At 52.0% G+C, this 13222-nt stretch carries 12 protein-coding genes; 2 read left to right on the forward strand and 10 right to left on the reverse strand.

The features are described from left to right. Positions 1 to 56 precede the first annotated feature (56 nt). The 5 genes from AAYN39_RS17150 to AAYN39_RS17170 all read right to left on the reverse strand — a co-directional run bounded on the left by AAYN39_RS17150 (position 57) and on the right by AAYN39_RS17170 (position 5193). The gene (locus tag AAYN39_RS17150) at positions 57 to 2204 is read right to left on the reverse strand and encodes a formate dehydrogenase N subunit alpha, selenocysteine-containing (protein ID WP_010989279.1); all 2148 of its coding nucleotides are present in this window, start codon (positions 2202 to 2204) and stop codon (positions 57 to 59) included. 338 nt (positions 2205 to 2542) lie between these two features. After that, positions 2543 to 3451 carry a lipid A hydroxylase LpxO gene (gene lpxO, locus AAYN39_RS17155; RefSeq protein WP_000457029.1) on the reverse strand — a complete coding sequence of 303 codons (909 nt, stop codon included), beginning with the start codon at positions 3449 to 3451 and terminating at the stop codon, positions 2543 to 2545. A gap of 257 nt (positions 3452 to 3708) precedes the next feature. Then, entirely contained in the window at positions 3709 to 4143 is a 435-nt protein-coding gene (gene phnO, locus AAYN39_RS17160) for an aminoalkylphosphonate N-acetyltransferase (protein WP_001682184.1), read from the reverse strand. A 151-nt stretch (positions 4144 to 4294) separates the two neighbouring features. Next, a complete protein-coding gene (yjdN, locus tag AAYN39_RS17165; protein ID WP_001131301.1) occupies positions 4295 to 4738 on the reverse strand; it encodes a VOC family metalloprotein YjdN in 444 nt (147 codons plus the stop codon). A gap of 119 nt (positions 4739 to 4857) precedes the next feature. Beyond that, a complete protein-coding gene (locus AAYN39_RS17170) occupies positions 4858 to 5193 on the reverse strand; it encodes a zinc ribbon domain-containing protein YjdM (RefSeq protein WP_000056482.1) in 336 nt (111 codons plus the stop codon). Between the two features lie 467 nt (positions 5194 to 5660). Between AAYN39_RS17170 and proP the strand changes: the two genes are divergently transcribed. Both proP and pmrR read left to right on the forward strand, forming a co-directional pair. Next, the gene (proP, locus tag AAYN39_RS17175; protein WP_000919708.1) at positions 5661 to 7163 is read left to right on the forward strand and encodes a glycine betaine/L-proline transporter ProP; all 1503 of its coding nucleotides are present in this window, start codon (positions 5661 to 5663) and stop codon (positions 7161 to 7163) included. 69 nt (positions 7164 to 7232) lie between these two features. Further along, complete coding sequence (gene pmrR / locus AAYN39_RS17180) at positions 7233 to 7322, forward strand: LpxT activity modulator PmrR (protein ID WP_000844399.1); 90 nt, start codon at positions 7233 to 7235, stop codon at positions 7320 to 7322. A gap of 7 nt (positions 7323 to 7329) precedes the next feature. On the opposite strand, the gene pmrB is transcribed toward pmrR, so the two are convergent. From pmrB to AAYN39_RS17205, 5 genes are all read right to left on the reverse strand, one after another. Next, a complete protein-coding gene (gene pmrB / locus AAYN39_RS17185; protein WP_071525114.1) occupies positions 7330 to 8400 on the reverse strand; it encodes a two-component system sensor histidine kinase PmrB in 1071 nt (356 codons plus the stop codon). 9 nt (positions 8401 to 8409) lie between these two features. Further along, positions 8410 to 9078 carry a two-component system response regulator PmrA gene (gene pmrA, locus AAYN39_RS17190; RefSeq protein ID WP_000697895.1) on the reverse strand — a complete coding sequence of 223 codons (669 nt, stop codon included), beginning with the start codon at positions 9076 to 9078 and terminating at the stop codon, positions 8410 to 8412. Further along, positions 9075 to 10718: a phosphoethanolamine transferase EptA gene (gene eptA, locus AAYN39_RS17195; RefSeq protein WP_000919286.1), complete on the reverse strand. Its 1644-nt coding sequence runs from the start codon at positions 10716 to 10718 to the stop codon at positions 9075 to 9077. Before eptA ends, pmrA begins: the two co-directional genes overlap by 4 nt. 133 nt (positions 10719 to 10851) lie before the next feature. Continuing rightward, positions 10852 to 12189, reverse strand: a complete 1338-nt coding sequence (adiC, locus tag AAYN39_RS17200) for an arginine/agmatine antiporter (protein ID WP_000093130.1) — start codon at positions 12187 to 12189, stop codon at positions 10852 to 10854. Positions 12190 to 12328: 139 nt separating this feature from the next. After that, positions 12329 to 13090 carry an AraC family transcriptional regulator gene (locus AAYN39_RS17205; RefSeq protein ID WP_001217076.1) on the reverse strand — a complete coding sequence of 254 codons (762 nt, stop codon included), beginning with the start codon at positions 13088 to 13090 and terminating at the stop codon, positions 12329 to 12331. Positions 13091 to 13222: the final 132 nt, after the last annotated feature.

The raw sequence follows: 13222 nt of genomic DNA on the forward strand, positions 1-13222 counted from the left end.
CAGGCCTACAGTAGACGCAGGCCGAATAAAGCATTCTGATGCCGCCATCCGGCAGATCAACCCATTGCGCTTTCGCGCAGGCGGGTTTTCAGCTTGTTGTACTCATCAATCACATACTGCTCGGCGGCTCGCTGATCGGCGATCGGCTCAACGCGTACGGCGCAGTATTTGTACTCCGGCGTTTTGGTAATCGGGCTGAGGTTTTCAGTCACCAGCTCGTTACAGGCGCCAATCCACCACTGGTAGGTCATGTAAATCGCCCCTTTGTTCGGGCGATCGCTGACCTGCGCGCGGGTGATGATTTTGCCTTTACGCGAATGAACCCACACCAGCGCTTCATCTTCAATGCCCAGACGCGCGGCGTCGGCGGTATTGATTTGCGCATAGCCCGGTTCATCGGCCAGCGCGGCCAGCGCCGCACAGTTACCGGTCATTGAGCGGCAGGAGTAGTGGCCGACTTCGCGCACCGTCGACAGTACCATCGGGTACTCTTCGGTGAGTTTATCGATAGGCGCTACCCAGTCGCAGGTGAAGAACTGCGCCAGACCGTTGGGGGTATCGAACTTCTCTTTAAAGAGGTACGAGGTTCCCTGATCGGCATCCGACGTGTCGCGGCATGGCCACTGGATATAGCCCAGTTCGCCCATTTTCTCGTAAGTGGCGCCGTAGAAATCCGGGCACAGATGACGCAACTCATCCCAGATCTCCTGGGTGTTGTTGTAGTGCATCGGATAGCCCATCCGGGTGGCGATTTCACTGATAATCTGCCAGTCGGTTTTCAGGTCCCACTTCGGCTCAACGGCTTTAAAGAAGCGCTGGAAGCCACGGTCAGCCGCAGAGAAGACGCCTTCATGCTCGCCCCAGGAGGTGGAGGGTAAAATCACATCCGCCGCCGACGCGGTTTTGGTCATGAAGATGCCCTGCACGATGACCAGTTCCAGGTCCTCAAACGCTTTACGTACCGCAGAGAGCTCCGCATCGGTTTGCAGCGGATCTTCACCCATAATGTACGCCGCGCGCACTTCGCCATGCGCCGCACGGTGCGGCAGCTCGCTGATGCGATAGCCGGTATGTGCAGGCAGACTTTCTACGCCCCAGGCTTTAGCGAACTTCTCGCGGTTTTCCGGGAATTTAACGTACTGGTAGCCCGGATAAGTATCCGGCAGCGCGCCCATATCGCACGCGCCCTGAACGTTGTTCTGGCCGCGAACCGGGTTAACGCCCGCGCTTGGCTTGCCGAGGTTACCGGTCAGCATCGCGAGGCTGGTCAGTGAACGCACGGTTTCCACACCCTGATAGAACTGGGTGACGCCCATACCCCACAAGATCGCCGCGCTTTTCGCGCTGGCATACATCCGCGCCGCCTGACGAATCTCCTGTGCGCTCACGCCAGTGATCTCTTCAACGGACTCCGGCGTATAGCCTTCGACAATCTTACTGTACTCTTCAAAACCTTCGGTACGGCTGGCGACAAACGCTTTGTCGTACAGGTTTTCTTCAATAATGACATGTCCCATGGCGTTGAGCAGCGCGATATTCGAGCCGTTTTTCAACGCGATATGCATGTCAGCGATGCGCGCAGTTTCAATTTTGCGCGGATCGCAGACGATAATTTTCGCCCCGTTGCGTTTAGCGTTAATCACATGATTCGCCACGATAGGGTGGGAATCCGCCGGGTTATACCCGAAGACGAACACTAAATCAGTGTTATCAATTTCGTTAATCGCATTACTCATTGCGCCGTTACCGACCGATTGGTGCAGACCTGCAACCGATGGGCCGTGTCAGACGCGAGCGCAGCAGTCAACGTTATTGGTACCAATAACGGCGCGTGCGAATTTTTGCATTACATAGTTGGTTTCATTTCCGGTACCGCGAGAGGAGCCGGTTGTCTGGATTGCATCCGGACCGTACTTCGCTTTGATGGCGCTCAAACGTTCAGCGACGTAATTGAGCGCTTCATCCCAGGAAACAGATTCCAGTTTGCCGCCACGCTGGCGACGGATCATTGGGGTTTTCAGACGCGGGGTCAGGATCTGGGTATCATTAATAAAATCCCAGCCATAGTAGCCCTTCAGACACAGGGTACCCTGGTTGGTTTTCCCCTGCGCCGCCTCAGCCCGGACGATTTTGCCGTTATCGACCACCAGATTGATTTTGCAACCTGATGCGCAATACGGGCAAACCGTGACGACTTTTTTCATCGGTTTCGCTCCAGTTAATCAAATCGCGCATACGCGCTGTCGCCCTCAGTATGCATGTTTTATGCCACTTTTTTAGTATGGGCTTTCCCTGATATTACGGGCGAATTTTGCTCAAAACCCTGACGAAAAACAGGCTATCGTCAGTTTTGACGTGTCGAAAGAAAATGCCGCATGACATTTATTATGGGGAGAAACGCGGAGCGCAGGCCAGATAAGGCGGAACGCTCTGCCTGAAGTGGATATTATCCGGATGGATAGACTCAAGGTCAGGGAACGCTTTGAGACTAACGCCAGGATAGAACAGGCCGCGGCAGGCAGTTTCATACCGTGGCCCGGCTTCAGAGGAGGCTGAAAAGGATTATCGCGGCAAAAATAGCGGCAATAACGAGATATTTCAGCGCGTAATAGAGAGTACGGTTTTTCTTTTTCAGCCGTTGCCCGGCATCGCGTGCTGCGTGAACGTATTTAAAGATGCGATTAATCGCACCGGTGCGATCGTTCTCGTCGTTTGGCGAACTGGCGGCGGACATCAACGATGCGCCGACCCAGTGGTTTACGCTCTGCGCCCAGCGCCATTTCATTGGGCGCTCAATATCGCAAAAGAGGATAATACGCGTCTGCTCAGTTTTATTTTCCGCCCAATGAACGTAGGTTTCGTCGAAGATGACGGCTTCGCCGTCGCGCCAGCTATGGCGCTGTCGATCAACTTCAATAAAACAGCGGTCATCATTCGGTGTGCTTAATCCAAGATGGTAACGTACTGAACCGGCATAGGGGTCGCGATGTTTTCCCAGATAGGCCCCGGGAGGCAACTCGGCGAACATCGCCGCTTTGATAGAGGGGATGCTGTTGACCAGCTTTGTCGTTATCGGGCATAACGTTTCTGCCGACGGGTGGGCATCGGAATACCATTTAAGATAAAACCGTTTCCAGCCGCGCTTGAAAAAGGTGTTGAATCCGGCGTCGTTATTGGCCTGCGCGGCTTTTATGTGATGCTGAAGCCGTAGCGCCTCTTCACGAATCACCTGCCAGTTTTCCGTCAGCTTCTGCAGCTCTGGAAATGCCGTGGTATCAAAGTACGGCTGCTTTGCCGGTAACGTTGAGAAGCGAGTCATGAACATATTGATCGGCGCCATAAACGTCGAGTGGTCAAAGAGCTGACGGGAAAGTTTTTGTTTTTCCACCCCGCGTGAATGCGCATAAATGACGCTGATAATAAAAATACCGATAATGATTGCTGCGAACATAACGTCACTGTCCTTCTAAGAAAACCTCATCCCGGGATTTTCAGGCAACCCTCCCGGTGATGCCAAAGAGAAAAGTGTAGTTCGTTGACAATAAATTTACATTTCTACAACTTAAAAGGGCCATTTTTGTTAAAGAAGCGAGTCAGCCCGTTTAACCTTTATCCAGGCTTGTCGACAGTAGAATTGAGATGACTCCGCTACTTCACCCGGTGACGGCTGATTACGTTATGCCTTATCTCCTGATGACGGTTGCCAGATCACAATGCTTTCGTAAACCGGAAATGACTTTGCTTGTAACCTTCGCGAAGATAAAAACGGTGTGCATCGCGGCGTTTAATATTTGTGGAAAGCTCCGTTAGCTCCGCACCCGCCTGACGTGCTTCTTCTTCTGCCCAGGCCAGAAGCTGACTGCCAACTTTTTGTCCCCGCATCTGCGGTAATACCACCAGCTCCTGAATTTCGCCAATCCAGTTGGCATGATGGAGATGAAACTGCATATGCAGGCTGATCATGCCGACCACCTCTCCGTTGCGTAGCGCTAAACGATAATGAAGGTTGGGGTCCAGTAAATTAGCGGCGAACCCATCCCTGAAAGCCTGATAATCAAGCTCATTTTTAAGTAACTCACAGATAAGCGCGTAAACAGAATCGGTATCCTCTGTTGTCGCGTGGCGTAATTCACAGACTGGCATAATGTCCTCCCGACGCTTCATCAGGATCAACCATCTTTCGCCAGACTGTAGCAAACTACCGTCATTATTTATTCTATGGCAGCTAAACGGCGGATAACGTGCAGCCAAAGATCACTCTGATGGCAAGGGGGAAGGCGAGCCTCCCGGGGAGTTAGGTGGCAGGCTGATGTTTAACCACGTTAATCATCCACGGCACACCGAAACGATCGCTGACCTTGCCGAAACCCTGCGCCCAGAAAGTCTCCTGCCAGTCCATTTCGATTTGCCCTTGTGCGGCAAGGTTATCAAACCAGCGCTTCCCTTCTGCTACATCCTGGGTATCAAGCACCAGCGTAAAGCCGGAATAATGCGCCGTTCCCGACGCGCTGGCATCACTCATCATGATATCGCTGCCCGCAATGCGCATGTTGGCGTGGGCGATAGCAGTATCGGGAAAGCGCATTCCTGACGGGCAGCCCTCTTCATTATCCGCCGCCGAGGGGGGCATTTCACCGAAGCTGAGTTTATAAAGCAGTTCTGCGCCTAACGTTTGTTGATAATACGCGATGGCGTCGGCACAGTTGCCGGCAAAAGAGAGATAGGGACTTAACGGCATGATGGTTACCTCAGGTAAGAGATGCTCGTTAAGTGTAGTTCGAAATTGGCACAATATTGTCGGTGGCAGGGCCGCTCAGGCCCGGTAAGCAAGGCGCTACCGGGCAATGATACGGTAAATCAGTTCTTTTTCACGAACTCGGATTTCAGTTTCATCGGGCCAAAACCATCGATTTTGCAGTCGATGTTATGGTCGCCTTCAACCAGACGAATGTTCTTCACTTTGGTGCCGATTTTCAGCATGGAAGAGCTGCCTTTTACTTTCAGATCTTTCACGATGGTGACGCTATCGCCGTCCGCCAGCAGGTTGCCGTTGGCGTCTTTGACAATCAGCTCATCGCTCTCCTGAGCGGGTTCCGCATCGTTCCATTCGTGAGCGCATTCCGGGCAGATGAACATGCCGTTATCTTCGTAGGTATATTCGGAGTTACATTGCGGGCAGTGGGGTAATGACATGTTGGTATCCTCAAAAAGTCAGCGGGGGCAAACGCGCCCAAAAATGGCAGATCGCCGAAAAAGGCCGCAATTATACACAAAATCCTTAGTGTTGTCGGGACTATTGCCGCTTTTATAAAAGGGGCTGCGCCACGCCAGTCAGCAATGGTTTACACTCGAATAACCGCTTTTTTACTGCCACTACAGCGCATTAGGGCGTCCTTGTTTACACCTTTTGACCAAATTGACATATATGTGTGAAGTTGATCACATATTTAAACCCTGTTAGGGTAAAAAGGTCATTAACTGCCCATTCAGGCGTCAACAGGTTCGGTTGTACAGTCCGTAACCGGACAGTGTAAGTAAACCTGCTACGCTTGTATGAGGGATAGCGTTCGCGCCCCTCCCTCCGCTCGACGGCGACGCTGGCGCGGTATGCCAGTGCCCGCCGTATATAGCGCTACAGGGCTTAGCCTATGAGGACAGCTATGCTGAAAAGGAAAAAAATAAAACCGATTACACTGGGCGATGTGACCATCATTGATGATGGTAAACTTCGCAAAGCGATTACCGCCGCGTCGCTGGGCAACGCGATGGAGTGGTTTGATTTTGGTGTTTATGGATTTGTTGCCTACGCGTTGGGTAAAGTCTTTTTCCCCGGCGCCGATCCCAGCGTCCAGATGATTGCCGCGCTGGCCACGTTTTCCGTTCCCTTCCTGATTCGTCCGCTCGGCGGGTTATTCTTTGGTATGCTCGGCGATAAATACGGGCGCCAGAAGATCCTGGCGATCACGATTGTGATTATGTCGATCAGTACCTTCTGTATCGGGTTAATCCCCTCTTACGCGACGATCGGTATCTGGGCGCCAATACTGTTGTTGCTGTGTAAAATGGCGCAGGGCTTCTCGGTTGGCGGGGAATATACCGGCGCGTCGATCTTTGTCGCGGAATATTCGCCGGATCGTAAACGCGGATTTATGGGAAGCTGGCTGGATTTTGGTTCCATCGCCGGGTTCGTGCTGGGCGCGGGCGTGGTGGTCTTAATCTCGACGATTGTCGGCGAGGAGAATTTCCTTGAGTGGGGCTGGCGTATTCCGTTCTTTATCGCCCTGCCATTGGGGATTATTGGTCTCTACTTACGCCATGCGCTGGAGGAGACGCCAGCGTTTCAGCAGCACGTGGATAAACTGGAGCAGGGCGACCGCGAAGGGTTGCAGGATGGGCCGAAAGTCTCCTTTAAAGAGATTGCCACCAAACACTGGCGTAGCCTGTTGTCATGTATCGGTCTGGTGATTGCCACCAACGTGACCTACTACATGCTGCTCACCTACATGCCGAGCTACCTGTCGCATAACCTGCACTATTCTGAAGATCACGGCGTGTTGATTATCATCGCCATTATGATCGGGATGCTGTTTGTGCAGCCGGTGATGGGGCTGCTGAGCGACCGTTTCGGTCGACGTCCATTTGTGATTATGGGCAGCATTGCGCTGTTCGCGCTGGCGATCCCGGCCTTCATCCTGATTAACAGTAACGTTATTGGCCTGATTTTTGCCGGTTTGTTGATGCTGGCGGTGATTCTGAACTGCTTTACCGGGGTGATGGCCTCGACATTGCCGGCGATGTTTCCGACGCATATTCGTTACAGCGCGCTGGCGGCGGCTTTTAATATCTCTGTATTGATTGCCGGTCTGACGCCAACGCTGGCGGCCTGGCTGGTGGAAAGCTCGCAGGATCTGATGATACCGGCGTATTATTTGATGGTCATCGCGGTGATAGGCTTGATTACCGGTATTTCCATGAAAGAGACGGCCAATCGTCCGTTAAAAGGCGCAACGCCAGCGGCGTCGGACATCCAGGAAGCGAAGGAAATTCTGGGCGAGCATTACGATAATATTGAGCAGAAAATCGACGACATCGATCAGGAAATTGCGGAGCTGCAGGTCAAACGTTCGCGTCTGGTACAGCAACATCCGCGTATCGATGAATAAATTTCGCGCTTAAGGTTCGCTTAATCTCTCGCGGGCATACTCTCCTCCATACCTTTGGAGGAGAGCGTCATGAAAAGCTATATTTATAAAAGTTTGACGACCCTGTGTAGTGTGCTGATTGTCAGCAGTTTTATCTATGTGTGGGTCACGACGTATTAAACGCCTGTTATGCCTTTTTCAACAGCACCCAGGCACGGGTGCCTGTTCTTTCCGTACGGTTTTGCAGGAAAAACTGTCCCTGATGTAGCTGGGTGATGCGGCTGACGATACTCAGCCCCAGGCCAATTCCGCCATAACGGCTGTCCATCCGCACGAACGCTTCGCTTAGCTTCCCGCATTTGCTTTCATCAATACCCGGCCCCTCGTCTTCGACCGCCATAATAGCGTCGGGGTCGGCGCTAATGTGGATAGTGATATGGGTTCCTTCAGGGCTATAGCGATGCGCGTTTTCCACCAGATTTCGCAGCAGCATACGCAGTAACGTCGCGTCACCGCGCACCACCACGTCCGCCGCGCTTTCCGGCAGCAACAGAGTTTGCTGGCGCGTTTCCAGCATGGTGTTCAGCTCATCGTAGGAGGGGAGGATCACATCTTCCAGCAGTTTTACTTCCTGATAATTCCCGGAAGAGAATGACTGGCCCACGCGCGCCAGTTGCAGAAGCTGGGAGACGCTATCCATCATCTGGTCAAGACGGGCGATAAGCGGCGCGACATCAACATTGTGGGTTTTTGACAATAATTCCAGATGCAAACGCACCCCCGACAGCGGCGTGCGTAGCTCATGGGCCACATCGGCGGTAAAAAGGCGTTCATTGTCGAGCGTGGTGGTCAAACGCGTAACCAGTTGATTGATCGCCGAGACGACGGACTCAATCTCAAGCGTGGAGCTGTGAATGGCGATCGGCGTCAGATTATCCGCCGTCCGCGCTTCCAGCTCTTTTTGCAGTTCGGCGAGTGGGCGGGTAATACGCCGTACCGCCTGGTAGCAAACCAGCAGCGTCAGGCTAACCATAAATACGCTGGGGACGATCAGGCTGGCGACCGCCTCGCGAATTTCGTGCATGATATGGCGATCGTTGTTGCGATTATCCCGCAGCGCCTGCTCGAACAGTTGGATTTGCTCAGTGCTTTCATGCCATAACCAGAAGGTACTGATTAGCTGGAACACCAGCAGAATAAGACCAATTGTCAGCGTTAAACGCTGGCGAAGGGTCATCGCTCTTCGCTGAAAACGCATCAGGCTCACTTAGCTTTCCTCAGTGGCAACCAGCATGTAGCCAAACCTGCGAACCGTGCGAATGCGCGACTTGCCGACTTTGTCGCGCAAATTATGTATATGCACTTCCAGAGTGTTGGTCGAGGGTTCGTTATCCCAGTTGTAGATATCGTTATAAAGAATTTCCCGGTGCACCGGACTGCCTGCCTTGAGCATCAATCGTGAGAGCAGCGCGTACTCCTTAGGCGTCAGGGTCAGTTCCTGTCCATCCCTCCATGCCTGATGGCGGCCTATATTGAGCGTCAGATTGCCAACCGTCAGTTCACTTTCACCCTGGTTATTATGGCGGCGCAGCAACGCGCGGATGCGGGCGTGCAGCTCCTCCAGGGCGAAGGGTTTTACCAGATAATCATCTGCGCCGACATCCAGCCCGCTAATGCGGTCGTTGAGCGTATCGCGGGCGGTCAGAATGAGTACCGGCAGGGTGTATTTTTTCTGTCGGATTCGCGTCAGGAAATGCAGGCCATCCTCATCGGGCAGCCCTAAATCCAGCACCATCAGACTGTAATGACCAGACTCCAGACTATGCTCGGCGGCACGCGCTGTCGAAACGCCATCACACGCATAGCCTTCGGTTTGCGCGGCGAGTATTAACCCCTGTAATAATAGCGTGTCGTCTTCAACAATCAGTATCTTCATTCGCTTAGTCTCCTGCACGGTTGCAGAATATCATCTGCGGCCTGGTAATACGTCGTTTGTACGCCGGTTAATCCCAGCATGGTTGAGAAAAGATTGTCCTGTGAATAATCCAGCGTGCTCGCCCGTTTTTGCAGGCAGGCCTGATCCACCTGATAACGCTGTTGATAATCTTTAGAAAGCCAAATGAGCATCGGGACATGTTTTTGCGTATCCGGCGCAATGGAATACGGCAAACCGTGTAAATAAACGCCATTTTCACCCAATGATTCGCCGTGATCGGAAAGATAGACCAGGCTGGTGGTGAATTTATCCTGGTGAGATTTCAGCAGGTTAATGGCTTTATCTACAATATAGTCCACGTACAGCACGGTATTATCATAGGTGTTGATCAACTGCTGTTGGGAACAGTTCTGAATTTCGTTAGTGTCACAAGTTGGGGTAAATTTTTTAAACTGCGGTGGATAACGGTTGTAATAGGTTGGGCCGTGGCTGCCGATGGTATGCAGTACAATAACGCCATCGCCTTTCAAATGGTCGATATAGTCTTCCAGACCGTGAAATAACACTTCATCGTAGCACTCGCCGTCGATACATTGTCCGGGCAGGTTTAGCTCGGTGACATTTTGATGCGGAACGCGATCGCATGCGCCTTTACAGCCGCCGTCATTATCATTCCACAGTACGTTAATCCCCGCGCGCTGGATAATATCCAGTAGCCCTTCCTGGTGATGCGCCAGCTCTTCGTCATAATGTTTGCGCGGCATATCAGAAAACATGCAGGGAACGGAGATCGCGGTCGCCGTACCGCAAGAGGTGGTATGCGGGAAGTAGATCACATCGTCTTTCGCCAGCCGCGGATTGGTGTCGCGCGGATAGCCGCCAAGAGAGAAATCATCGCCGCGCGAGGTTTCGCCAACGATGAGAATCGTCAGGTTTTTGCGATCGCCTTTCAGCATTAATGGATTGCGATGGGCATCCTCGCCAATGCGTACCAGCGGCAAATTCGCCAGCCGTTGATGCGAATACCATGACCAACTGGCGACAATACTGTTCGATGGGCTTAACGCTTTGATCAACTGTTTATTATTTCGAAATAGCGAGGCGTAATCTTTATAGAAAAAGGCGGCGACCAGAATAACTAATAAAATAGAGATCAGGACGCTGGCCAGGCGGTAAAGCCCGCTCCGTAAGCGCGGCGTCGCCGGACGGATTTTGACCCAGAAGGCAATCACGGCTGCCAGAACGCCGCTTAATCCCAGCGTCAGCACCATTTGCGGCGTCATCAGAGCAAAAGTTTCCGCGGGCGTGGTATCCATCATATTGGCGATCATGGAGCGATCGATGATGATGCCGTAAGTCAAAATAAAATACTGCGCGGCAGCGCCGACCAGAATAAAAATGCAGGCCAGCAGTCGGTTTAGCCAAATAAATGAGGCCAGCGTCAGCACACTATTGACCACGCTAAACGCGACGACCGGCATGGAAATAAACACCAGCACATTGCGCAGCGAGTTTAACGGTAGGTCTTGTAGTACCTGCTTGTAGAACGCAATGTTCAGGCAGACGGCAATATAAAAGGAAAAAAGCAGAAGCCAGGCGATTTGCCCAAGAACAGGTCTTTTAAGAAAGCGCTTTAACATGTTGATGCGTCCATCGATTCGGTGACGCTAATCGTGACAAAGTAAAATTAAGTGAACCTTAAGAACTTAATGTTGGTGGTGGCCGGATAACCTGCGCTATCCGGCCTGTTGCGATAACATTAACTACACGTGGTCAATCTTGTTTAACCGGCGCATCCAGCGGATACGGGTTTTTGTGAATGCGGTTGTAGTTCAACGCATACAGCGCGGTGATCACCATCAACGTGACGAACGACCACATCACTTCTTTGGCGCCGGAACCGATAACCGCCCAGATGCAATATACAAACGCGACGAAGGTAATCAGCAGATACAGCGGGCGCGCTTTACCAAAGTGACCGTGGCCCAATAGCAACAGCGCGGCACAGGTGTAAAGATAAGGCACCAGGGTGAAGATAACCGACACGGAGGAGACCAGACCAAACTCTTTCGCGGCGTTCGGCGACATACTGCTGAACTGGAAGATAGTCATCAGCACGCCGACGATAAGCAACCCAGCCACTGGCGTACCGGCTTTATTAACCCGCGCGAAGATCGGCGGGAAGAGACCATCGTCCGCCGCCGCTTTTGCGGTTTGGCCGGCAAGCAGCGTCCAGCCGCCGAGAGAGCCCAGGCACCCCGCTGCCGCACAGAAGGAAACAATAGCCCCTGCGGTATCGCCCAGCGCCATACGCGCCGCGTCACCGAAAGGCGATGCTGACACACGGAGCGCCGCGTTGGGGATCATCCCCATAATCGCCGTTGTGGAGAGTACATAGCAGACGGCGGCGATCAGTACCCCGCCGATGGTGGCGATAGGCACGTTGCGTTTCGGGTTTTTTACCACACCGGCCGCAACGGAGGCGCTTTCTACCCCGATGAATGACCATAGCGTGACGTTCAACGTGCTTTGAATCGCGCCGAAGGTATTCATACCGCTCACGTTCCAGGCCGCCATATAGGTTTCGCCTTTAAACCAGAACCAGCCGAAGACCGCAATCCCTACGATAGGCACCAGCGCCAGTACGGTGGCGACGGCCTGTACGCGGGTAATCATTTTCGGCCCGACGATGTTCAGCAGAACAAAAATCCACAGCACCGCGACGCAGGTAAGCGTTAATACCAGCGGATCTTTCAGAATCGGGAAGAAATAGCTCAGATAGCCGACGCCGATAACGACCATCGCGATATTACCGATCCAGCATGCCAGCCAGTACAGCACGTTCGTTTGATAGCCCAAAAACGGCCCGAAGCAGCGGCGTGCATAGGCATAAGAACCGCCGGGACTGGGATCTAAGGACGACATTTTGGCATAAACCATCGACAGCGCCAGGGCGCCGATGATAGTGACCAGCCATCCGTAGATTGCAATCCCGCCAGTGGCCGCCAGGTTGGCAGGGAGTAAGAATACCCCTGAACCCATAATATTCCCCGATACCATTAAGGTGACGGGGATTAGGCCCACTTTGTGAGCATCAGCATCCGAAGACATAATTTGGACTCCTGAAAAGGTGACTTCGTTACGATAAATTACGTCGTATCATACCCCCTCAGAATGCCGCTGAATTATATCGGAGACGGGTTATCGCCAATGCTGTTATTATCGTGTCTTATCGTTGAGTGTAGAAAAATTAGGCAGCCGATCGTTCCCGATGTTGGCTAACATAATGCAGGGGGGTCATACCATAAAACTCTTTAAACACGGAAATAAAGTACGACGTGCTGTTATACCCACAAAGCTGTGAGACTTGCGAGATATTCTTTCCGTCCATTAATAATTGGTTTACGGCATAACGCATTCGGCAGGTCGTGATTATTTGGCTATAACTGGTATTCTCGTTTTTGAGCTTTTTCTTTAACAAGCTTGGACTCAGGCACAGGCAGCTGGCAACGGCGCTCAGATTCCAGTCTTTATGAATATCGCTCTGAATGATGTGGTAAACGCTGTCACTGATGCGGCTGCGCAGCATGTGCATTAACAAAGAAATAAATTTTTTGTGGTCAAGAAAGCGGGATAAAACGGTGAAAAGGAGCGCACGGGTGCGTTCACTAACAATTTCATCCGGTGTTTCCATCGCGCTGTAGCGGGCGGCGACCCTGAAGATATCCGGCGTCAGACAGGTGGCGGTCAATAAGGGATCGGCGTTGCGTTGCCAGACGGGAAGGTGTGAGAGATCTTTATTCAGGAATTGTAAATAGTCTTTAATATTATTGCGACTCACTTGTATTACTAGCACGCTATTTAATGATGAAATGTCAATAACGTTATTTTCACAAGCCAGAATGGCCATATGATTCGCTTTTAAACTGATTGGCTCCTTACCATTTACTCGTAACCATGTATCTTTTTCGGTTAATAACACTATGCAAGGCTCGTTGCTGCAAATCCTCATACCCGAACTCCTGGAATATGAACATAAAAGACCGGATCTCGCCAAACGGGAGAGATAACGGGGACTGAATCAATTGTGTGATGAATTGAAACTGCATTAAAATAGCTTTCCTGAATAATATTACAATATTTG

Origin of the sequence: Salmonella sp. K21076, assembly GCF_039650795.1 — a bacterium.
GTDB lineage: Bacteria > Pseudomonadota > Gammaproteobacteria > Enterobacterales > Enterobacteriaceae > Salmonella > Salmonella enterica.

Coding starts and splice junctions, on each gene's coding strand:
- lpxO (WP_000457029.1), bottom strand. CDS start 3,451: ATGTTCGCAGCAATCATTATCGGTATTTTTATTATCAGCGTCATTTAT.
- phnO (WP_001682184.1), bottom strand. CDS start 4,143: ATGCCAGTCTGTGAATTACGCCACGCGACAACAGAGGATACCGATTCT.
- yjdN (WP_001131301.1), bottom strand. CDS start 4,738: ATGCCGTTAAGTCCCTATCTCTCTTTTGCCGGCAACTGTGCCGACGCC.
- AAYN39_RS17170 (WP_000056482.1), bottom strand. CDS start 5,193: ATGTCATTACCCCACTGCCCGCAATGTAACTCCGAATATACCTACGAA.
- proP (WP_000919708.1), top strand. CDS start 5,661: ATGCTGAAAAGGAAAAAAATAAAACCGATTACACTGGGCGATGTGACC.
- pmrR (WP_000844399.1), top strand. CDS start 7,233: ATGAAAAGCTATATTTATAAAAGTTTGACGACCCTGTGTAGTGTGCTG.
- pmrB (WP_071525114.1), bottom strand. CDS start 8,400: ATGCGTTTTCAGCGAAGAGCGATGACCCTTCGCCAGCGTTTAACGCTG.
- pmrA (WP_000697895.1), bottom strand. CDS start 9,078: ATGAAGATACTGATTGTTGAAGACGACACGCTATTATTACAGGGGTTA.
- eptA (WP_000919286.1), bottom strand. CDS start 10,718: ATGTTAAAGCGCTTTCTTAAAAGACCTGTTCTTGGGCAAATCGCCTGG.
- adiC (WP_000093130.1), bottom strand. CDS start 12,189: ATGTCTTCGGATGCTGATGCTCACAAAGTGGGCCTAATCCCCGTCACC.
- AAYN39_RS17205 (WP_001217076.1), bottom strand. CDS start 13,090: ATGAGGATTTGCAGCAACGAGCCTTGCATAGTGTTATTAACCGAAAAA.